Annotated in this window: 11 protein-coding genes; 8 read left to right on the top strand and 3 right to left on the bottom strand. The window is 40.7% G+C overall.

Going from position 1 to position 22,765, the window contains the following annotated elements; genetic code table 11:
• Positions 1-129: 129 nt before the first annotated feature.
• The 6 genes from ACULLH_RS03990 to ACULLH_RS03965 are packed head-to-tail and all read left to right on the top strand — an operon-like array spanning position 130 to position 13,152.
• Positions 130-3,423: a VCBS repeat-containing protein gene (locus ACULLH_RS03990; protein ID WP_454087433.1), complete on the top strand. Its 3,294-nt coding sequence runs from the start codon at positions 130-132 to the stop codon at positions 3,421-3,423.
• A 4-nt stretch (positions 3,424-3,427) separates the two neighbouring features.
• Positions 3,428-6,772: a VCBS repeat-containing protein gene (locus ACULLH_RS03985; protein WP_454087432.1), complete on the top strand. Its 3,345-nt coding sequence runs from the start codon at positions 3,428-3,430 to the stop codon at positions 6,770-6,772.
• A complete protein-coding gene (locus ACULLH_RS03980) occupies positions 6,765-10,022 on the top strand; it encodes a VCBS repeat-containing protein (protein WP_454087431.1) in 3,258 nt (1,085 codons plus the stop codon). The genes ACULLH_RS03985 and ACULLH_RS03980 overlap by 8 nt, the downstream gene beginning before the upstream one ends.
• Positions 10,023-10,034: 12 nt before the next feature.
• Positions 10,035-11,360: a vanadium-dependent haloperoxidase gene (locus tag ACULLH_RS03975; RefSeq protein ID WP_454087430.1), complete on the top strand. Its 1,326-nt coding sequence runs from the start codon at positions 10,035-10,037 to the stop codon at positions 11,358-11,360.
• A gap of 33 nt (positions 11,361-11,393) precedes the next feature.
• The gene (locus ACULLH_RS03970) at positions 11,394-12,299 is read left to right on the top strand and encodes an AraC family transcriptional regulator (RefSeq protein WP_454087429.1); all 906 of its coding nucleotides are present in this window, start codon (positions 11,394-11,396) and stop codon (positions 12,297-12,299) included.
• Positions 12,292-13,152 carry a hypothetical protein gene (locus ACULLH_RS03965; protein WP_454087428.1) on the top strand — a complete coding sequence of 287 codons (861 nt, stop codon included), beginning with the start codon at positions 12,292-12,294 and terminating at the stop codon, positions 13,150-13,152. Before ACULLH_RS03970 ends, ACULLH_RS03965 begins: the two co-directional genes overlap by 8 nt.
• On the opposite strand, the gene ACULLH_RS03960 is transcribed toward ACULLH_RS03965, so the two are convergent.
• A complete protein-coding gene (locus tag ACULLH_RS03960; protein ID WP_454087427.1) occupies positions 13,149-16,862 on the bottom strand; it encodes a metallophosphoesterase in 3,714 nt (1,237 codons plus the stop codon). The genes ACULLH_RS03965 and ACULLH_RS03960 overlap by 4 nt on opposite strands.
• Positions 16,863-16,915: 53 nt before the next feature.
• On the opposite strand from ACULLH_RS03960, the gene ACULLH_RS03955 reads away from it, so the two are divergent.
• Positions 16,916-18,106 (top strand): Pycsar system effector family protein, encoded by a 1,191-nt coding sequence (locus ACULLH_RS03955; RefSeq protein ID WP_454087426.1) that lies wholly within the window; start codon positions 16,916-16,918, stop codon positions 18,104-18,106.
• A gap of 1 nt (position 18,107) precedes the next feature.
• Here the strand turns inward: ACULLH_RS03955 and ACULLH_RS03950 are convergent, their stop codons facing one another.
• Positions 18,108-20,480 carry a GAF domain-containing protein gene (locus ACULLH_RS03950; RefSeq protein WP_454087425.1) on the bottom strand — a complete coding sequence of 791 codons (2,373 nt, stop codon included), beginning with the start codon at positions 20,478-20,480 and terminating at the stop codon, positions 18,108-18,110.
• Between the two features lie 114 nt (positions 20,481-20,594).
• Between ACULLH_RS03950 and ACULLH_RS03945 the strand changes: the two genes are divergently transcribed.
• Positions 20,595-21,488 carry a metallophosphoesterase gene (locus tag ACULLH_RS03945; protein ID WP_454087424.1) on the top strand — a complete coding sequence of 298 codons (894 nt, stop codon included), beginning with the start codon at positions 20,595-20,597 and terminating at the stop codon, positions 21,486-21,488.
• A gap of 7 nt (positions 21,489-21,495) precedes the next feature.
• Here the strand turns inward: ACULLH_RS03945 and ACULLH_RS03940 are convergent, their stop codons facing one another.
• Positions 21,496-22,758: an aminotransferase class V-fold PLP-dependent enzyme gene (locus tag ACULLH_RS03940; protein WP_454087423.1), complete on the bottom strand. Its 1,263-nt coding sequence runs from the start codon at positions 22,756-22,758 to the stop codon at positions 21,496-21,498.
• Positions 22,759-22,765: the final 7 nt, after the last annotated feature.

Genomic DNA, 22,765 nt, shown 5'->3' with positions numbered 1-22,765 from the left:
AGGATTTTTGGAAAAATGGAGTTCTGAAAGCCATAATCACAAACCCTCATTTTTTATAGTCAAAACATCACAAATTACCTTTATACTTACCTTAAGTTTACTTATATTGTACGCTTATTTGAGAGATGTATGAAAAGGAAGGTGATCGCAGTTTTTGTACTCCTTTTTTCCGCGATTTCTTGTCAAAATAAAGTGGAAAAACAGTTCAAAAAATTACCATCTGAACACACCGCAATCGATTTCGCCAATCAACTTTCCGAAACTCCTGAGTTGAATATTTTAACCTATCTGTATTATTACAATGGGGCAGGTATTGTTGCTGGTGATTTCAATAATGACACATTGATCGACCTGTATTTTACAGGGAATCAAGCGTCGGATGAATTATACTTGAACAAAGGGGATTTGACATTTCAAAAAATCACCCAACAGGCGCAAATTGCAAATGATGATGGATGGACTACAGGGGCCACCCATGTAGATATCAATAACGATGGTCTACTGGATATCTATGTGTGCAAGGTGGGCAATTACAAGCATTTGGACGATGCAAATCGCCTGTACATCAATCAAGGAAGGGATGAAAATGGTATTCCCTCCTTTAAAGAAGATGCAAAATCCTATGGTCTGGATTTTTCCGGATTCTCCACGCATGCCGCGTTTTTTGATTTTGATTTGGATGGTGACCTGGACATGTACCTGATGAACCACTCCGTTTTTCCGAACAGGACTTATGGCAAAGGAAATCAACGCAAAAAAGTGGACAGACTTTCAGGGGATGTTTTATTTCGAAATGATGATGGAAAATTTGTGGACATCAGTGCCGAAGCTGGAATCTTTCAAGGCAAAAGTGGTTATGGCCTTGGACTTTCCATAAGCGATTTGAACAATGATGGATATCCTGATATTTATGTGGGAAATGACTTTTTTGAAAACGATTATCTCTACATAAATCAACAAGATGGCACCTTCAGCGAAGCCATTTCCAAACCCGAAAATAAGTTGGGCCACACCACGCACTTTTCAATGGGCAACGACATTGCAGATGTCAATAATGACGGGCTTATGGATATTGTTTCCCTTGACATGCTGCCAGAAAACTTGGAGACCTATAAGACCTCCGGGCTGGAATATGGATTCCCAATTTATCAACAGTACCTAAAAAATGGGTATGCTCCGCAATACATGCAAAACACGTTGCATTTAAATCTGAACGGCGAAAGTTTTGCCGAAATCGGAAATTTAAGTGGGCTAGCGGCAACCGAATGGTCATGGGGAACACTATTGGCGGATTTTGACAATGATGGAAAAAAAGATGTTTTTGTATCCAACGGAATAAAAGGAGCAACCAACGATATGGATTTTATCAATTTTATTTCCAACGATAATATTCAAAGAAGAATTGAGCAAGGCATGTCAAGTTCCGATATGCCGTTGATAGAGGAAATCCCTGAAAAGAAAATTGCCAACTACTTTTTCAAAAACAACGGTGACCTCACTTTTTCTGATGTCACCGAGCAGTGGCTGGATAAAGAAACATCGTTTAGCAATGGAGGCGTATATGCGGACCTCGACAACGATGGCGATCTTGATATTGTGGTAAACAATGTTGATCAAAAGGCCTATGTATTGGAAAACACAGGCACGGAAAACAACAGCCTCAATATCAAGTTTAAAGGCAATACAAAAAATAATTTCGGTATTGGAGCCAAAGTCTTGGCGTATTCAAAATCACATAAAATATCGCAGGAAAATTTTGTTTCCAAAGGCTATTTATCCGCAGTTTCCCCGGATATGCATCTAGGTTTGGGCAAAGATTCCATATTGGATTCCCTAAAGGTTATTTGGCCAGGAGGCAGTTATCAAACATTGCACAATGTTGCCTTGGGAAAAACCATAGAGCTAAATCAAAACAAGGCAACCGCCAACTACTATGGCACCGGAAATGAAATTCCGCAATCTAGGTTTTCAAAACTGGATTCCTTGATTGATTTTACCCATAAGGAACGAACCTCTTTGGATTTTGATCGCGAGCCGCTTGTTCCTTTTGCCAATTCCAACGAAGGTCCTGATATTTCAGTTGCTGATATTAACAATGACGGACTTGACGATTTTTTTATCAGCGGAGCAAAAACCCAGAGTTCCTCACTGTATGTCCAAGGAGAAAATGGACAATTTCTGCCACAACAGCAGCCTCTTTTTCAAGAAAGTGCTGCCAATGAAGATACCTCGCACCTCTTTTTCAATGCTAATAATGATGAATTTCTAGATCTTATTGTTTTAAGTGGTGGTAATGAATTTAGAAGCGGAAAACCACTTAAGCCTAGATTATATCTCAACCAAAATGGACAGTTTAAGCTTGATGAAAACCAATTCAATAAGATAGAAATCAATGCTTCCAAAGTCGTCGCCATGGATTTTGATAAAGATGGCGATCAGGATATCGTAATGCTCTCAGATCAGGTTCCCGGTCAATATGGAAAGACCCCTGAGCAATTTGTGTTCCGTAATGATGGGAAAGGGAATTTCATGGAACAAACCAAAGAAATTGCCCCAGAACTTGCCTTTTTAGGGAATATCAAAGATGCGGTTTGCACCGATATTGATTCAAACGGTTACCAAGATCTAGTTGTTGTTGGACATTGGATGTCGGTTTCCATATTCTTAAATGACGGCAAGCAATTAAAGCTTCAAAAAACTAATGGTTTGGAAAACACCCAAGGTTGGTGGAATTCAGTTAAAGTGGCGGATATGGACAATGATGGGGATTTGGATCTTATTTGCGGTAACTGGGGCCATAATAGCAAATTCAAGGCTTCAGAAGAGCAACCAATCAGACTCTACCTCGATGACTTTGATGATAACGATTCCGTAGAGCCAATAATCACCCACTATCATAAGAGTACTGAAACTCCTTTTGCTTCAAAGGATGAACTGGTAAAACAGATGCCCTTTTTGAACAAAAACTATCTGTCCTATAAAGATTTTGCATCCGCCTCAATTCAAGATTTGTTCGGCAAAGAAAAATTGGACAAAGCAGAAAAAAAATTAGTGGTAGAACTTGCAAGTGTATATTTTGAGAACACAGGCCAGGGAAATTTTAGTAAAAGGGAGCTGCCCAAAATGGCCCAAGCATCCTCAGTATACGATTTTGCATTGGATGATATAAATGAAGATGGTTATCTGGATGTGTTAATTGTAGGGAATAATTATGAAATAAGCACCCAGTTGGGTAGATTGGACGCTTTTCATGGATTAATTTTACAAAACGACACAAACGGTGGCTTTAACATCGCAAAAAATCATGGCTTTGATGTTTTTGGAGCCATTAGAACGTTGAAAAAAATTACTATCGCCGACAAACCATCTTATGTTGTTGGGCGCAATAACGATTCACCTATTTTTTTGGTCAAAAATCAATGAAAAAATGAGAACACCTATTTTGAAGATATTTTGTTTGTCGCTGCTAATTGGAGCGTGTAACTCAACAGAAAAGGAGACCAGTTCAGAGGAAAAATCCGAAACCCTGTTTACTTTGCTATCCTCGGAACAGACCGGGGTCAATTTTGTAAATAAAGTCGAAAATCAGAAAAACTTCAACATTTTTAAATACCGTAATTTCTACAATGGAGGTGGGGTTGCCATCGGCGATATCAATAACGATGGTTTACCCGATATCTACTTGACTGGAAACATGGAACCCAACAAATTGTATTTGAACAAAGGCGACCTACAGTTTGAGGACATTTCTGAAAAGGCCGGGGTAACCGGAAACAAACCATGGTCCACCGGAGTGGTTATGGTGGATATAAACGCCGATGGGTTATTGGATATTTATGTGAGCAATGCCGGGAATTTGGAAGGCAATAACCACGACAACGACCTCTACATCAATAATGGAGATTTGACCTTCTCTGAAAAAGCCCATGAATACAATTTGGCGGAAACTGGCTTTTCCACCCATGCTTCATTTTTCGATTATGATAAAGATGGGGATTTGGATGCCTATATTTTGAACAATAGTAACATTCCCGTAAGTAGTTTGGGCTATGCAGAACAGCGCGAAGTACGCGCCCAGGATTGGGAAGGTGTACCCCATATTTTTAGGGGCGTTGGCGATATGCTGCTAAGAAATGACGATGGCAAATTTGTCGACGTCAGTGAGGAGGCAGGAATTTATGGAAGCCTAATTGGCTTCGGTCTAGGGGTTTTGGTCACAGACCTCAACAAAGATCTCTATCCAGATATTTACGTATCCAACGATTTCTACGAAAGAGACTATCTATACATCAATAACCAAGACGGTACGTTTAGGGAAGAAATAAAAGATTGGACGCAACACTTGAGCCTTTCGGCCATGGGAATCGATATAGCCGACATTAATAATGATGGGCACAATGACATTTTTATTACCGATATGCTTCCGGAGCCCGATCAAAGGGTAAAGTCCGTAATGGAGTTCGAAGGATACAACATCTATGAGCTAAAGCGAAGCAAGGATTTTTACCAACAGTACATTCAGAACACCTTGCAACTCAATAACGGAAATGGTTCATTCTCTGAAATTGCCTACTATAGTGGTGTTGATGCCACTGATTGGAGTTGGGCAGGCCTAATGTTTGACATGGACAATGATGGCCTTCGGGATATTTTTATCACCAACGGCATCAACCATGATCTTACCGACCTTGATTTTGTTGACTTTTTTGCCAATGAAATCATCCAAAAAATGGCGCTCACAGGTCGTAAAGAATCCATTGACTCCATCATCAGTAAGATGCCAATAAAACCACAACCTAATTATGCTTATCGAAATAAAGGAGATATCACTTTTGATAATGCCAATAAAGATTGGGGATTTGAGCTTCCAACCCGGTCCAACGGAGCGGCCTATGGAGACCTGGACAACGATGGCGACTTGGATTTGGTAATTAACAATGTTAACACAGAGACTTTTATCTACCGTAACAACACCAATGAACAGAAGAACCATAATTACATCCAATTAGAGTTTGAAGGTGAGGGCTCCAATCCTTTTGCGGTAGGAACAACGGCATTTCTGTACTACGATGATCAAATTATCAATCAAGAATTGATTCCATCACGAGGGTTCCAATCCTCTATGGATTATATGATGACCATAGGTTTGGGAGATGCCAAAAAGCTGGATTCCATTAGAATTGTATGGCCTAATGATAAAACCCAAAAGATAGTAGATGTCGATGTCAATCGAGTATTGAGTTTTAAACAATCTGATGCCACGGAAACATATTCCGCTCCATCGGAGAAAATAAAAAAGACCCTAATTCGTGAGTTGAAAAATACCGCGTTGACCTCTCATGAGGAAAACACCTATAGCGATTTTGACTATGAAGGGTTAATCTATAAAAAGACATCCCAAGAAGGGCCTTCTTTGGCCGTTGGTGATGTCGATGGCGACGGAAATGAAGATGTTTTTGTTGGGGGAGCCAGGGGGCAGTCTGGTATCATTTACACCCATAGAGGACAGGGGCAATTATCCAAAACTGCACAAGGAGCTCTCGAAACAGATAGCTCATACGAGGACACTGCTGCGGCATTTTTTGATGCCGATAGCGATGGCGACCTAGACCTTATTGTGGGTTCAGGAGGTAACGAAGTTGGAAAAGAGCGCACATACCGACCGAGATTATATTTAAATAATGGTAATGGCAAGTTTTCAAAGTCCAGTCAATCGCTACCTTCCGCTTTTAAGAACATCTCTACAATATCCACCAGCGACTTTGATGCTGATGGAGATATTGATGTCTTTATCGGTTCAAGAAATATTGTTGGAGTGTATGGGTTGGATCCTAACCACATCCTACTGGAAAATCAAGGGAATGGGGAATTTACAGACGCTACGGAAAGATTGGGATATGACTTAAAAGATGCTGGAATGGTCACGCATTCCCTTTGGGTAGATATGGATGGTGACGAAAAGGAAGATCTTGTAACTGTTTCCGAATGGGGTACGCCGAAAATATACAAGAATTCGGGCCGCAGAATATCCAAACTAGATACTTCATTGGATACCCTCAACGGTTGGTGGAATATCGTAGAGGCCGCGGATTTGGATAATGACGGTGATTATGACCTAGTGCTCGGTAATCAAGGTGAAAATCTGCACTATACGCCAAAAGAAGGACATCCCATGAAAATGTGGATCAACGATTTCGATGACAATGGTACCATTGAACAGATTGTTACCCAAAACTATGATGGGGGGGATTATCCTGTTCATCAAAAAAAGGAACTGACCGAGCAAATGGTATCCTTGAAAAAGCAGAATCTGAAGGCTTCGGATTATGCAAAAAGAACAATTCATGAGCTTTTCCCAAAGGAAGTTATTGAACGCTCCATTGTGAAAAATGTCAGTTACTCTGGGTCTGTGATTGCCATAAACGAAGGAGGTGGCAGGTTCACCATCAAAAGATTACCCAGTCGCGTTCAGCTTTCCTGTATTTGCGGAATTACCTGTACCGACATCAACAATGATGGCAATCTCGACTTGATTCTTGCCGGAAACGATTTTGAATACAAACCTCAATTCTCTCGATTGGATGCAGGGTATGGCAATATTCTACTTGGGGATGGTAAAATGGGCTTTGATTGGCAGAATTATGACGAAAGTGGGTTCTTGGTTCGCGATGAAGTGAAACATCTTAAACAATTCAAGGATCAAAACGGCAAAAGGTTTCTTATAGCCGCAATCAACGATGAAAAACCTAAGATTTTTGCACTTGATGAATAGAATAATAGGTTTTCTCATTGGTATTAGTTTGATGGTGGGGTGTACAAATAGCAATTCGCTGTTTGAAAATCCCCCACCAAGTAAAACCGGTATTGGATTTGAAAACAAGATTACGGAGTCGGACGACCTCAACATTCTCGACTACCTCTACTTTTACAATGGTGGAGGTGTTGCCGTGGGGGACATCAATGGAGATGATCTACCCGATATCTTCTTTTCTGGAAACCAGGTAAAAAACAAATTATATCTCAACAGGGGAAATCTTCAATTTCAAGATATAACCAAGTTTGCTGGAGTTGAGGGCAACAGTACCTGGAATACTGGTGCCGTAATGGGCGATGTTAATGGCGATGGCCTGTTGGATATTTACGTCTGCGCGGTAGTTGGAATCAATGGTTTCAATGGGCATAATGAGCTTTACATCAACAATGGTCCTTCTGGTGACTCGGGAGCAGTGACTTTTACCGAAAGCTCGATAAGGTACGGGCTGGATTTTGATTCCTACAGTTCTTCTGCTGCCTTTTTGGATTATGACCTGGATGGCGATTTAGACCTTTACCTTCTGAATCATGCTGTGCACACCCAGGATTCCTACGGGAAGGCTGAGCTTCGGCATAAAAGATATTATGAGACTGGTGATAAACTATTGCGAAACGACAATGGGAAATTCACTGAGGTGAGTGAGGAAGCGGGAATTTTTGGAGGTATCAATGGCTATGGGCTTGGTGTTGCCGTTTCCGATTTTAACCAAGATGGCTACCCCGACATTTATGTTGGAAACGATTTTCATGAAGATGATTATTACTACCTAAACAATGGCGACGGAACTTTTACTGAAAGCTTGAAAGAACATTTTGGTCATATCAGCAGATTTTCCATGGGGAATGATGTTGCGGATATCAACCATGATGGGCTTCCGGACATGATTTCTTTGGATATGCTTCCAGAAGATGAAGTTCCATTGAAGTCTTCCGAAGGGGATGATAATATCCAAACCCAAAAGTTACGCATCGAACAGTACGGCTATCATTATCAATTTACCCGCAACATGCTCTATGTAAACCAGCAGGATGGCAATTACATGGAAACCGCCCTTATGAGCGGCATAGCGGCTACAGATTGGAGCTGGAGTGCCCTTTTCGCCGATTATGACCAAGATGGGGAACAAGATCTTTTTGTATCCAACGGTATTCCCAAGCGCCCAAATGATTTGGACTTCATCAACTTTTTATCCAGTGATCAAATACAGAGCAAGGTCAACAACACCAAATTGGTGGATCAAGAGGCCCTCAACATGATGCCAACGGGAGCTACCCACAATTATGTTTTCAAGGGAAAATCCAATTTGATGTTTGAGGATATGTCTTCCCAATGGATTTCCAACGACACATTGATATCTGGGGCTACAGCACTTGGGGATTTTGACAATGATGGTGATATCGATATCGTAACCTCCAACTTGAATAGTCCCGCCTCTTTGTACATCAATAGAACCAACGGGAAATCAAATTACTTGAAAATTAAGTTCAACTATTCCAAACCCAACACCTTCGGGATTGGAACCAAGGTATATGCCTATGCGCAAGGACGCCTTCAATTCAAAGAATTGTATCTAAGCAGGGGATTCCAAGCTTCCAGCGAACCTATAATACACTTTGGATTTGGATTGGACGAAAAGGTGGATTCCCTGAAAGTAGTTTGGCCAAATCGCACCTATCAGATATTGAAAGACATCAATACCAATCAAACATTGACGATTTCGCCTGAAAACACCAAACCTTTCAATTATGACGGTACAAAGGGTCAAAAGCCAACACTTTTTGAGAAGGTTGACGGTGCTCTGGGCATTGATTTTGTGCACAAGGAAGACAACTACATCGATTTTAACCGGGAAAAATTGATTCCCTATAAAGCTTCCGACCGAGGACCTGCAATGGCCATAGGCGACCTAAATCATGATGGAAAAGAAGACGTTTTTCTCGGAGGTTCAAAATTTATTCCATCCAAAGTTTTTATCCAGCGAGATTCAACTTTCATTTCAAATAAAATCCCCGGTATTAGTCGCGATTCCATCAAAGAAAATGTAACTGCAGCTATTGTGGATGTCAACGGAGACCAAAAAAACGATTTGATTGTTGGGAACGGGGGTGCCGATTTCTTCGGACAATCCAAGCACCTTGTGGACAATGCTTATATACAAAATGATTCAACTTTTGTTGAGAGCGTACTCCCTGAATACTTTCAAAATGCCAGCGTGATCGAACCGTATGATTATGATCAAGATGGTGATATGGATGTATATATCGGAAATCATATTGTTACTTCCAAGTTCGGTGAATCCCCTACCTCCTATTTGTTGAACAATGATCAAGGTGAATTTTCCATTGTAAAAGATTTTGTTGCCGGCCAAGCTGGAATGATTACAGACGCTATATGGCACGATTTTGATGCTGATGGAGCAAAAGACCTTATTGTGGTCGGAGAATGGATGTCGCCGCAATTTTTCAAGAATACCAATGGGACTTTTTCGGAGGCGAAGCCAATGAGCATAAATGGTTTATGGCAAACCATAGAACCTTTTGACATTGATCAAGATGGTGACGATGATTATTTACTAGGGAATTGGGGTGAAAATTCAAAGTTCAAGGCTTCCGAAGAAAATCCGTTGAAAATGTTTTTTTCAGATTTTGATGACAATGGAAGCACCGAAACCATCATCGTGCTCAATAAAAATGGAAAAGAATACCCTATCCATGATTTGGACGACCTAGCTTCCCAAATGGTGTCGCTTCGAAAAAAATTCAACAATTATACCTCCTTCGCAGGTAAGGAGATTAATGAGGTTTTGGATGCTGAGGCCATAAAAGTGGCCCAAATCTTGTCGGTTACCGAACTGCGTTCAGGGTATTTGAAAAATGAAGGAGGGACTTTTACGTTCGTACCCTTTTCGGTTGAACTACAGGTTTCGCCCATTATGGATTTTCTCTCTCATGATTTTGACGGGGATGGACAGTTAGAAGTGCTGGCCGGAGGCAACTACTTTGGCGTGAAGCCATATCACGGTAGATTTGACAGCTTTCCGGGGGCATTGATTAAAAATGAAAATAATGTAATTTTGGGCAATCGCCTGGGGCTCGATTTCAATCAGAAGTCGTTACGTCACCTTGGCGTACTATCTATTGAAGATAAAAACTACCTACTTGCCATTTTTAATGATGAAAAAGCCCAATTATATCGAATCAACAAATAAAATAAATTGGTTATGAAGAAAAGTTTAGGAACACTGCTGATCATCGCACTTACATGTTTCTCTTGCGCAAAAAAACAGGAGCCCATTGTAATAACCGCAGCAGATTATCACAGTTCGGTTGATAAAGTGACGGAGGTTATGATCCATGATATTTTTTCACCACCCGTAGCCAGTCGGATTTACACGTATCCAAATGTGGCCGCGTATGAAATATTGGCCTTAAAAAATGATGATTATAAATCACTACAGGGCCAGGTAACCGATCTGTCCCCTATTCCGCAGCCGGAAAATGCCGAGCATGTCAATTATGACCTAGCAGCCTTGATTGCCCATATTGATATGAACAAAAGATTGATTTTTTCAGAAGATCGCATTGAGGCTTATCGCGATAGCTTGTACCAAAATTGGGAGGAGCAAAATTCCGTTGAATTTGAAGCTTCAAAAAAATTCGGTCTTAAGGTGGCTGACCATATTGCGGCTTGGATGGACAAGGACAATTACAAACAAACCCGAACCATGCCCAAGTTTACTGTTGATTCCGAAGATCCTTCAAGGTGGCAACCCACGCCTCCTTCGTATATGGATGGCATTGAGCCCCATTGGAACAAAATAAGACCCTTTGTCATCGATTCTTCCAATCAATTTAAACCAACACCTCCACCACCCTTTTCAATGGAAGAAGGTTCTGATTTTTACAAGGAGGTTGTCGAAGTATATGATATTAGCAATGAAATTACAGCCAAAGGAGATGATTCAGAAGAAATAGAGATTGCCAAATTCTGGGACTGTAATCCCTATGTTTCGGTTACAAGAGGACATTTAATGTTCGCAACCAAAAAAATTACCCCTGGCGCACATTGGATTGGTATTGCAAAAATTGCTGCCAAAAAAACGAATGCTGATTTTGGCAGAACCGTTTATGCTTACACCAAAACCTCCATTGCCATAGCAGATGCTTTTATAAGCTGTTGGGATGAAAAATATAGAAGTAGCCTTATCCGCCCAGAAACCTTGATCAATGATCATATTGACGATAGCTGGGAACCGGTTCTTCAAACTCCCCCATTTCCAGAGTACACCAGTGGACACAGTGTGGCCTCAGGAGCCGCAGCAATGGCTTTAACCAGTGTTTTTGGGGATGATTTTGCTTTTGATGATGACACCGAAGTTCCTTACGGACTGCCCGTTAGGTCATTTACCTCTTTTAAGGCTGCAGCGGATGAAGCAGCCATAAGTAGAATGTATGGTGGAATCCATTACAGAGCCGCTGTTGAAATCGGGGTCAATCAAGGTCGATCTTTGGGGCAATTTGTTGTGGACAATCTTGATATGAATTAAAATCCTAAATCCTTTAAAGTCTAGCTTCATAGTATGAGAAAAGTTCTTTTGAGCGTTTTGGCAATTTTGCTGTTGGCCCTAGCATGGTATTTATTTATTAAACCATCTGATTATACGGTGCGGTTTGAAGCAAAAACCTTCCCCGGGGCCATTAACCAAACTCTAAAACTTTGGGAAAAAACCTTGGATACAGTAACTGCTATATCCCAGGAAGGGGATGATATCTACCGTCTACGGCAAAAGGTCAAGTTTGGAGATTCAATCCATGTTTACGATTGGGAAATGGAAGCGATTACCGATTCTACATCCAAGGTAAGGGTAAATATCCATGATGAAAATCATAGCTTGTCGAACAAAATCAAAATCCCTTTTTCCGATACTGATTTTGAAAAACGCTCCAGAAAGACCGTTCTGGATTTTATGGAAAACCTAAATGACCACGTAAACAAATTTAAGGTTACCATTATTGGGGAAGAAGAGATACCAACCAAGTATTTGGCTTATGTTCCTGTAAAGGTCACCCAATTCCAAAAGGCCGGCGGGATGATGAGAAATTTAAACTACATTACCCACATTTTGTTGGAAAACAAGGTACAATTGGACGGCCAACCTATGGTTCAAGTTACCAAATGGAATATGGAAAAAGATAGTCTAGAGTATAATTTTGGGCAACCCATTATCCGGTCCGAAACCTTGCCTATGGACACAGAAATCAAGTACCAACGTATTTTCTCCAAAAAGGCCCTAAAAGCAGAGTATAATGGAAATTACATAACTTCGGATAGAGCCTGGTATGCGCTGTTGGACTATGCCAAAGCAAATGGCATTGAAGTGGAGCCGACCCCAATTGAAATTTTTTATAACAATCCTAACTTTGGAGGTAATGAGCTAAGTTGGAAGGCCGAAATTTATATGCCTATTAAGGAGGGAAATGAATAAGCTTGTTCCCATATTGCTTCTTCTTTTTGTACAAGCTTGTGCTCAAAAACCTTGGTACGGCGATTTAAAATTCGAGTGCAAGATCCCTTCAAACTTGAGTGAAGTTTCTGGTATTGTATCAACCAATTCTTCCACCATATGGATTATCGAGGACAACGGTAACAAAGACCATATCTACGCACTCAACCTAAAAGGGCAGTTGGTTAAAGAATTCAAAGTAAAAAATGCCAAGAACAATGACTGGGAAGATTTGGCCAAGGATAAAGAGAACAATATTTACGTTGGAAATTTTGGGAACAACCACAACGACCGAAAAAACCTTTCCATCTATAAAATCCCTGACCCCGATAATGAACCGGGCAATAAAATTGAAGCCGAAAAAATAGCCTTTCACTATCCAGAGCAAAAGAAATTCCCTCCCAAAAAATCAAAATTACTGTTCGATTGCGAGGCCTTTTTTTATAAGGATGGCTTTTTATTCCTCATCACAAAAAATAGAACACGACCCTATACTGGGAAAGCTTTGATCTATAAGATTCCAGCAGTCCCAGGTTCGTATGAAGCAAAATTGGTGGGTGAATTTACCTCTTGCACCAATCAAAAATTCTGTTCCATTACCTCCGCCGATATTTCACCGGACGGAAAAACAGTTGCCTTGTTGGGCTCAGGTTATATTTGGCTGTTTTCTGATTTTTCTGGAGATGATTTCACAAAAGGAACCCAGAGAACCATCGATGTACAACATCGAACCCAGCAGGAGTCCATTTGTTTTAAGGACAATACTACTTTACTGATTGCGGACGAGCAATCGCAAACAAAGGGCAGAAATCTGTACTCGTATAAAATCGATTAGAAACCGAATCCTACGCCAAAGGCAAATCGCATTCCGTCGGAACTGCCAAACAATCCAAAATTTGCAGATAGAATATCGGCTCCGTTCAAAAAGAAACCTCCTCCGTATGAATTATGCCATTTGTCCGAATCATCACCTGGGAACCATACCCTACCATAGTCAAAACCGCCATAAATTCCAGGAGTAACCGGTAACAATCCGGTTTGTCTGTTTCTAAAACTTAAGCGGAGATCCGTATTCTGGTAAAAGGCTGATTTTCCCGTAAAACGTTGGAATCGGAAACCTCGTAATCCATTGTTGGCGCCAATATTGGCCCCTTGGTAAAACTCAAAATCATCTCCGATGTTCACATGTCCTTTGATCTTGGTCGCCAAAACCAGTTTCCCATTGGAGCACAATTTTTGATCGATGGACAGGCTTGGGATGATATACCCGAACGCTCTGTCAGAATCGCTGATGTTGGCTTTGTATCCCGCATGTAACGAAAAGCTCATACCCATCGTTGGGAACGCTTCGTTATCCGTATTAGAATAGCCATATTCAGCGTCCACACCGAAGAAATCTTGTTGGGTATCTCTTCCCATATCCGTAAAAAAGTCCTCAATAAAACGATCTTCCGTTTCCTCAACATCATAATTTTCATAGGAAACACCCAAACGTACCTTTGAGCCCAATCGTCCCCTCCAGACCAAGGAAGGCGCAAACTTGATAGTCTTGATTTTCACTCTATTGAAATCAAGTTCAAGGGGTTCATCATCGTCATTGTTTACGGTTTCATTGCCAAATCCAAAGAAGTTGATGGCAAAATTTGGACTGGTAAATCGTGCATCCAGCTCCAAGTTCACTCCTTCAAAGACATTTGCGAATTCTCCATTATATCCCAAATCAAAACCATTGGTTGCAAAATAATAGGATGCATTAATAATGTGTCGTTGTGTAAACGGATTCTGCCTAAAACCATTGAATATATAGGTATTGGTAAACCCGATTCGAAATCCATCATCTGGGTTAGCGCCTATTGTAGGTAAAAATTGATTGTTGCTAGCCTTAATTTTAAGAAACTCATAGGTGTTGGTATCATAATCGTTTATCTGATGGATGGTACCCCCAAAAGCCTCATCATACGTATTCTTTTTGGTTCTAAAGTCGTAGGTGTGCACCTTTCGGGACTTTTCATCAATTTTATAGATATCGTTGTTCTGACCACCCACGATTCGAACCCTGATTTTTGATGTTTTGGTATTCACATCAAAAACGTCATCATCATCCAGACCATACACCCAAACCTCTTTGGTGTATTCGGGTTTGTAAGTTTTCTTGAAGAACAGATCTTTCTTTTCACCATTTTTGATGCGATAGGCGCGTACCTCCAAATCCCCGTTTGGAGCGGAAACAATGCTGAAATAATCATCCTTATCGGTACCCGTGATCACACTGTACTTGTTGATGACTCTAAAATACTCTTGAGCGGTTCCTACAAGATTACGCTTGCGGGACAACAAGGTGTTTTTGATCTTGGTGACGGTTTCATCCCGCACTTCTTCTGGAAAATTCAAAAGGGCTTTATCTATTGTCGCTTCGGTGATATGCTGTTGAATATATTTGGCTTCTTCTACCCATGTATCCAAATCGACCTCAGAGAGAATTGCCATATCCAAAGCAAATGTTCTAGGGGATGAAGTAAAACCCTTCACACTTCGGATTTCCTCACCAAAACCTTCAAAAATTCGAAGCCCTGGCACGGCCTTAGAACCAAATCCCAATACAAAACCGTCTCCCCATTGGGAATATGCTTGATCCCTATCCCTTGGAATAGGTTTATATATTTTTTGGCCATCCTTGTCTTCAAATTCTGCCCAACGCCATTGGTCTACATGACGATCCCAATCGCCAATGAGCATATCGAACAACCGCGCTCTGGCATATGCTGTCCCATCCAAACTATATTTTTCATCCTTGCGCAATTTTTTGATAAGGTCGTAGGTACTCTCAATCTTTTTGGTTTTTCCAAAACTCTCCAAATCAGAATGTCCGTCAGAAACATGTTCCTCAATCATGTACAATCCACCACCAAAATCATCATTGAAATCACCCAAAACAGATTGTTTTGGGATATAGAATAGTTTTGGATTGGTGTGGTAAATGCCAACAGCATCCGATAGTGCCCCAACGGTGAATGGAGCATATGGATGGGCCCCAGTATACAAATCCAACAATAGCTTTTCGGTATAGGTATCATCAAATTCACCAATAACAAATCGTTCTTGAAAGGCAATGGCCTGCAAATAACGTTCAGCGCTCTTGCGAAGATCCCTCATTACATATTGTTTGCCATCACCATCTTTTAATCGAAGTGAGTTAGACTGGTTTCCACCTCCCTTTCTTACCACTGAAAGACCTCCATAAAGAGTATCGAGCAACACCGTTGGCGCCTCCACTTTGGTTGCATAGTATTTTCTGTAGCGTTCTCCCCAAAGCCATTTATGGAATCCACTTTTATCAATTTCCTCTTCCGTATATATAGATGCCGCTTTAAAGGGCGGAAAATCACTGCTGTACGACACACTTTCCGTCGATTTGTTCGGCGGAAGTACTTGGGTATGAAAAAGCAGCTCTTCGGGACCTTCTCCTGCACCATAATAGGCAACTTCAGATGAGCCATCCGTAAAGACTTTCAATATGGCATATCCCGTTTTTCCCGTGGAAAATTTGCTGCCATTCAACAATCGAGTCGCGCCTTTTTTAGCCCCAGATCCACTTACAATCTGAGGAATCCCATTTTCAACAATATGTTGAAGGGTATGCTCATGGCCGGAAACAAAAATCACCTTATCTGAATACTGGGACAGGGTAATAATCCTATTCTTCAAATGATTGTACATTTTGTTCGATAAATCGGTGGTCGAAGCTCCGGATGTTTCCCGTAACAAATTTGCCAGTGAGCTGATCCCTGGCAGTGGAAAACCTTTGCCGCTGGGGTTCATATGTTCTTTAAACGAAAAATACCCTCCATGCGAACCATAAGTGAACATGGGATGGTGCATCGCCAAAATGGTAGTTTTATCAACATTTTTCTTTATCAAGCTCTCCAATTCTTCAAACAGTCTTCCGCGGTCCTTGATTTCACAATCATCGTTCATTGTCGGATGTCTGTCCCAATTGGTTAAGTACCACTCCGTATCTATGGCTATCACCAAGATATCATCACCTATCTCAATTTTTTCAAGAGGACAACCATTATCTGGCAGAAATACATCTTTGCTATCCAAAGCTTTTTGCACGTATTTCTCCTGACGCTCCAACCCTTTTAGTCCATTGCTGTACCAATCATGGTTCCCGGGAATAAAAACGGTTCTTCCCTTGAACTCTTTTACCGTGTTCAGTTGGGCATCTAAATGGTTCTTTGCCAAAGCATGCCCTGAAGGGTTGCTATTTTTATCAGGAAATCCAGCTGGATAAATATTATCACCTAGAAAAAGCACTGTACTATTCTTGTTCGCCTTTTGAAGTCGACCCTTAAATTCCTTTAAGGTACCATTCATATCTCCCATCGGGGATTTCCCGGCATCTCCAATTAAATAAAAGGTATGTTCAATTTCTTTGTCAGCGGAAACATCCGTTTTATTGAACGGAGTGGCATATTTTGCTTCGTAGGTTGCACAACCGGTTATAAGAACTAATAACAGTGCAGCTAAGTAATGTTTTTTCATATCTCTGAGGTTGATTCCAAAATTTTGTATTTTGGAGAATTCAAAGTACTGTTATGTCGGAAATTGTAGAAAAAGCTGAACAATTTGTCTCTGAAATTTTGGAAAACAAGTTAGATCCAAAGTTCCTATATCACAATTTGCGACATACCCAGCGTGTAGTTAAAAGTACTAAAGAATTGCTCAATTTCTACAATTTGGGAACAGCGGAAGAGGAAAAGTTACTTTTGGCGTCATGGTTCCACGACACAGGTTATACTAGAGGGGTCCAAAACCATGAAGAAACAAGCTGCGAAATTGCAACCCAATTTTTGACCGAGCATAAATACGATGCCAAAGGTATTGCAGAAATCAGTGCGAACATCATGGCCACCAAGCGCTATCACGAGCCTGAAAATTTGCAGCAAGAAATTATCCGGGATGCCGATGCTTCCCATTTTGCCCAAAAGAGTTATTGGGAGACAACTGATTTTTTAAAGGAGGAACTGGAGCTTTTAGGCATCGCCAAGTATTCCGGTAAGGAATGGAGAGACGCCAACATTAAAATGTTCCGGAATGAGCATCAGTTTTATACTGATTATGCCAAAGAGCATTGGGAGGAAGGCAAAGAGCGCAACCTAAAACAATTGGTCAAGGAAAAAAAGACCGAAAAAGAAATCGCCAAAAAAGAAGCGTTAAAGGCCAAATATAAGAGCGAAAGCCCAGATCGAGGGATTCAAACTTTGTTCAGGGTCACTTTAAAAAACCATTTGACGCTAAGTGATATAGCTGATACCAAGGCCAATATTTTGCTTTCTGTTAATGCCATCATCATTTCGGTGGCCTTATCAAACCTTATACCCAAGCTTGATAACCCATCCAATGCCTATTTGATTTGGCCCACGGTCATTTTTATCACTTTTAGTGTGGTTTCCATGGTCTTGGCCGTGTTGGCGACCCGACCCAATGTCACCAGCGGTAAGTTTACCAAAGAAGATGTGGAAAACAAGAAGGTAAACTTACTGTTCTTCGGTAATTTTCATAAAATGAGCCTTGGGGATTACGAATGGGCCATTCAGGAATTGGTCAAGGACAACCAATACATTTATTCTTCGCTGACCAAAGATCTTTACTTCTTGGGATTGGTCCTCGACAGAAAGTATAAGATATTACGGTTGACCTATACCATTTTTATTATTGGTATTGTGATATCCGTAATCGCCTTCGCTATATCATTCAACTTTTTTGGCGGAGTGGATAGGCTGTAAATTAAGATTTCAGCTCTTCCATCAAATCTTCGTACGTATAGGTACGTTCAGATTTAGTGTCTTTGGTATAGAGAATTTCGGCCCTGATTGCTTTTAATCCGGTAACCCCTTGCAATCCTTCCAACTCTACAATCTCAATATTGTTGGTAAAATACCCTTTGGACTTCAAGAATTTGATATAACGCATATATTCCTTCTCGTCCTTGCGTTGACTGTAAACGATAGCAAGCTTTCCTTTTTGGGTCAAACGTTCATTGGTTCCCTTGATGTAAGACTTGTCGATACGTTTTTTGATAATCTCATATCTGGCATTGTAAGTTCCATCCACATCAAAACGTTTTTCATCCATCCTAAAACGAATGGCTAACGAAGTACTATAGACCAAAATCAGGGATGCAACATCCAATTTTACGGGCAATTTTGGTTTTAGCGCGTAATACTTGTTTTCCATATCGCACATTACCTGAAGTTGCCACAACCTAAGATTGCTCAAATAGAGCTCATTGAAATTTCTATCATTGGCGATGGAGCTTCCAATGTACATGTTGTGTTCCACCCCATCGGTTTTGTAACGCTCAAAATAATGCGGGAACATCTCTTGGGCCTCTACTTGTTTTCTATCCAACAAAGCTGCCAACTCCATATTGGCCTCCATGACACTGTTGTCATAGTTTCTTCGATGGTCGTAGTATGACTCCGTACTTTCATCTATCTGGGCCTCGTAGTTTTCCACCAAACCCTTCAACACCTTGTTTTCATCCTTTAAATGTTTGAAAACAGGAGCGATTTCTTCTTTTACAAAATCAAAGATGGCCTGTTCGGTATGGGTGTATAAAGCATCTTTTACTTCTTCGAGATAAGTATTTACCCTGAACATCAGCTCCTCATAAATGGGCAGCTTGAATTTTTTGAAGGCCTCTTCCAAAACTCCATTGATTTCGGAGAGTTGAATCATTAAATCGCGTTGAATTGAAAGATTTCTCTGCTTTGAGGATTCCTTGATGTCAATTTGACCATAAAGCGGATAAACATCCTTGAAGACGATTTCCTTAAAAACAGGTTGATTCCCTACCAACTCATCTCCCATAAATCGTTTGGCCTCTTCTTGAAACTTCCAATACACTGACGAATGAACGGTAGTACACTCGTGTTGGATAATGGCGTCAATCAGGTTTTCCTCTTCTTCGATAGATCGAAGCACGGCGGAAACAATAAATGGCATTACATCCTCCAATTTATTGGCATTGACACTGTTCAGCTCATTTACTTTAGTGGAGACCAGTTCCAGTACACCCAACAAATTGCCATCGCTGGCAATAGGAGCCAAAATGGCACTTTTAATACCCTGTTCATACAGGTTTTTATAGGGTTGTTCCCCATTTGACCTCTTATAGTATTTCTCTACGTTGGAGATAGCAAAATAGGTGTTGTCCTTAAAGAGTTTATCGTGGGAATAGCTACATAGCATATCATCGCAAGATTCCATATCCTTTCCTTTAAGGATGTAGCTTTCTATACCCTTACCATAAATTTTAAGGAATCTATTGGTATGCGAATCATAGCCAGCAAACCCAACATTTATTTTTCGCAGATTGAAAAGCGACCTAAAAGTTTCTTGAAAACTGTCCATAAAGTTTTCATTTGCCCTTTTGTTGCTTCCTATCAGCGTAGATTTAATTTCTGAAATGGAATGTTCGGCGGTTACATCGAACATATTGGAAATCACAAAGCCTTTGGAAATAAAACTATTTGGTGGAATTTTCTCCTTCCATAGGTCAATGTTGTCAAAGTTCTCAAGAAGCTCGTCAACATCGGCCTGCGTAAGCTCTTTGGCTTTTTCCGTAGGCACAATTTCCATAAAATCCGCATTGTACAATATCCGGTAATGGCGCATTACCCCATTGGCATCCGGAATATCATAGAACAATGGTCTTCTAAAATCCATCATAAACCCGTAGTAAAAACTCAATACCACGGTACAACGCATAATATAATCTACGTTCTGCGGAAGATTCCGAATTTCCAGCTCGAAGCCTTCGCCTGCGTTTTTAAGAATATTTTGAAAACGTTCAGAGGAATTGAAAACCAAGGTTTCAAAAGGCGTGGATGCCGTTTTGATCTCGTTTTTTGTAAGTACGGGTGAAAATGTATCGGCCAAAATAATGCCGATTACATCCTTATGTTTGTCCAAAAGCTTGACATCACTAAACCCCTCCCTTAATTCTGGGTACGGCGCTTGTGCATCAAGAACATATTTGGCTCTTTCCGCCAAATGTTTGTCTTTGCTTTTTAGCTGTTCATCATAGTGTTGCAACAACTTGTTGAAACTAACCAGATGCAACATGGGACTCTCTGCCTGGTAATTCTGCTTCATACAGTATAAGTCGAGGTTTACTGCGCAAAGTTACAAAAAGAAAAAATGCACTCTTGTTAAGGGAATCTTTATGGATTTGTTGGCATTTTTTGGATATTTAGTGAAAATAGTTCCATGTCGTCCAGTTTTAGGTTAGATCGAGCATACAAAAAGGCCAAAACCATCTCTTTTGATGATGCGTCGAAATTTATCTTCTTCAGCGACTGCCACAGGGGCGACAACAGCTTTGCCGATGATTTTGCCAATAACCGAAACATCTATTTCCATGCCCTAAGTCATTATTATCGTGAAGGATTTCAATATTGTGAACTTGGTGATGGTGACGAACTTTGGGAAAACCTACATTTTGAATCCATTTTTGAGGCCCATAAAAACGTATATCAATTGTTGCGACAATTCCATTTGGAACAACGGCTCCATATGGTATGGGGGAACCACGATATGGTCTATCGTCAAAAATCGTATGTGGACAAGCATCTCTCGAGCTATTTTGAGCCCATAGATGACATGGACAAAGAACTTTTTCAAGGAATAACCTATCATGAGGCACTGATTTTGAAACATAAAGAAACCCAACAAGAATTGTTCTGTACCCATGGGCACCAGGCTGATTGGTGGAACTATACTTGTTGGCGTATCGGTCGTTTTTTGGTCCGAATTCTTTGGAAACCTCTTCAAGTGGTTGGGATTGCTGATCCCACCAGTCCCGCTAAAAATTATAAGGAGCTTATCCGCATTGAAAAGCGAATCAAAAAATGGATCTTAAAGAACAATCTTCGAATTACCATTGCAGGGCATACACATCGACCTAGATTTCCCGAACCAGGCCAGATTCCTTTTTTTAATGACGGTAGCTGCGTCCATCCCAGAAGTATCACCGGTATCGAAATCGAAAATGGTGAAATTTCATTGATCAAATGGCAAATCTCCACCAAAATGGATGGTACGCTCCAAATTGTAAGGGTACTATTGGAAGGACCAGAGAAACTTTCGCACTATACCCGATAACCCATATTTAGGTTCGCTTTGCCAAAGTTTTCATAGCATCGACAAAGACATCCAGCTCTTTAGTAGTGGTGTAAATGTTTGGGGTAATGCGACAACCAACTACACCGGACTCATCAATGGCCACCGTCCAAATCTTGAATTCTTCAAGTAAGGTTGTAGCCAAGTCTTTAGGTTTTATGTGCACAATTCCGACATTGGCTATGCCACAACTTCGATGTTCTTCAACGGGTGTATTGACCAAAATATTTGGGACATTCCGCAATTGATTGCTCCAATATCGTTGCAGATATCGTAATCGTTTTTCTTTTCGATGGATTCCCATAACTTTCAAATAATCGATGGCTTCGTTAATCGCTAAATAAATCTGAACCGGGTTCGTCCCAGTATGGTTCAAGCGTAAAATATCATATGGTTCCCTTCTGTGTTCTGCCAATAAGGGCCATATTTTGGGAATGTTCTTTTTCGCAACATATAACAATCCAACTCCCAAAGGAGCATTCAGCCATTTGTGAAGACTGGATCCATAATAATCGCAATTCAGCTCTGAAATGTTAACATCGATATGGCCTACCGCATGGGCACCATCTACCATTACTTCAACCCCATGTTTATGGGCCATGTCACAAATTTTCCGAATTGGAAGTATGTGTCCGGTTATGTTGATCATATGGCACACCATCAACAACTTTGTTTTGGGCGTAATCCGGGATTCATATAATGCTACAATTTCCTCGTCAGATTTGGGGTGATTAGGCACGGATATCTCTTTGCAAATTACCCCATAACGATCTCGAATTAGGTAGAAGTGATCACGCATGGCACCGTAGTCCTGGTGTGCAAAAATGGCCTCGTCCCCTTCTTTCCAGGGAAAACCTCCTATGATAAGATCAAGAGATTCCGTGGCATTCCTTGTAATAACCAGGGTCTTTGGGTCACATCCCACAAAATCTGCTAGTTTTTCGGTTACCTTTTGCTTGTTTTCCCATTGTATGGTACGCATGTAATAAGAACCCTCATAATTCACCATTTGGGTATGTTCCCATAATTTATTCAATACCGGGGTGGGCGTAATGCAGTAATAGCCGTTTTCCAAATTAATGTAATCTGGTTTTAACCTAAAGTCTTGTCTAATACGTTCCCAAAACCCATCACTCTCTGGAACCGGATAAGATAATTCAGTATATGTTTCTTGACCATTAACTGTGAATGGCACAAAAGGCACCGCTATTCCTGCCCGACCCAAATACTTTAAAAATTGTCTTTTTTCCATTTTTGGA

The sequence above is a fragment of the Flagellimonas sp. 2504JD4-2 genome, assembly GCF_053642935.1.
Note: the sequence above shows the minus strand (reverse complement) of the source record. Positions and strands in the feature narration are given on the sequence as shown.

Coding starts and splice junctions, on each gene's coding strand:
- ACULLH_RS03960 (WP_454087427.1), bottom strand. CDS start 16,862: ATGAAAAAACATTACTTAGCTGCACTGTTATTAGTTCTTATAACCGGT.
- ACULLH_RS03980 (WP_454087431.1), top strand. CDS start 6,765: ATGAATAGAATAATAGGTTTTCTCATTGGTATTAGTTTGATGGTGGGG.
- ACULLH_RS03990 (WP_454087433.1), top strand. CDS start 130: ATGAAAAGGAAGGTGATCGCAGTTTTTGTACTCCTTTTTTCCGCGATT.
- ACULLH_RS03945 (WP_454087424.1), top strand. CDS start 20,595: ATGTCGTCCAGTTTTAGGTTAGATCGAGCATACAAAAAGGCCAAAACC.
- ACULLH_RS03975 (WP_454087430.1), top strand. CDS start 10,035: ATGAAGAAAAGTTTAGGAACACTGCTGATCATCGCACTTACATGTTTC.
- ACULLH_RS03970 (WP_454087429.1), top strand. CDS start 11,394: ATGAGAAAAGTTCTTTTGAGCGTTTTGGCAATTTTGCTGTTGGCCCTA.
- ACULLH_RS03950 (WP_454087425.1), bottom strand. CDS start 20,480: ATGAAGCAGAATTACCAGGCAGAGAGTCCCATGTTGCATCTGGTTAGT.
- ACULLH_RS03985 (WP_454087432.1), top strand. CDS start 3,428: ATGAGAACACCTATTTTGAAGATATTTTGTTTGTCGCTGCTAATTGGA.
- ACULLH_RS03940 (WP_454087423.1), bottom strand. CDS start 22,758: ATGGAAAAAAGACAATTTTTAAAGTATTTGGGTCGGGCAGGAATAGCG.
- ACULLH_RS03965 (WP_454087428.1), top strand. CDS start 12,292: ATGAATAAGCTTGTTCCCATATTGCTTCTTCTTTTTGTACAAGCTTGT.
- ACULLH_RS03955 (WP_454087426.1), top strand. CDS start 16,916: ATGTCGGAAATTGTAGAAAAAGCTGAACAATTTGTCTCTGAAATTTTG.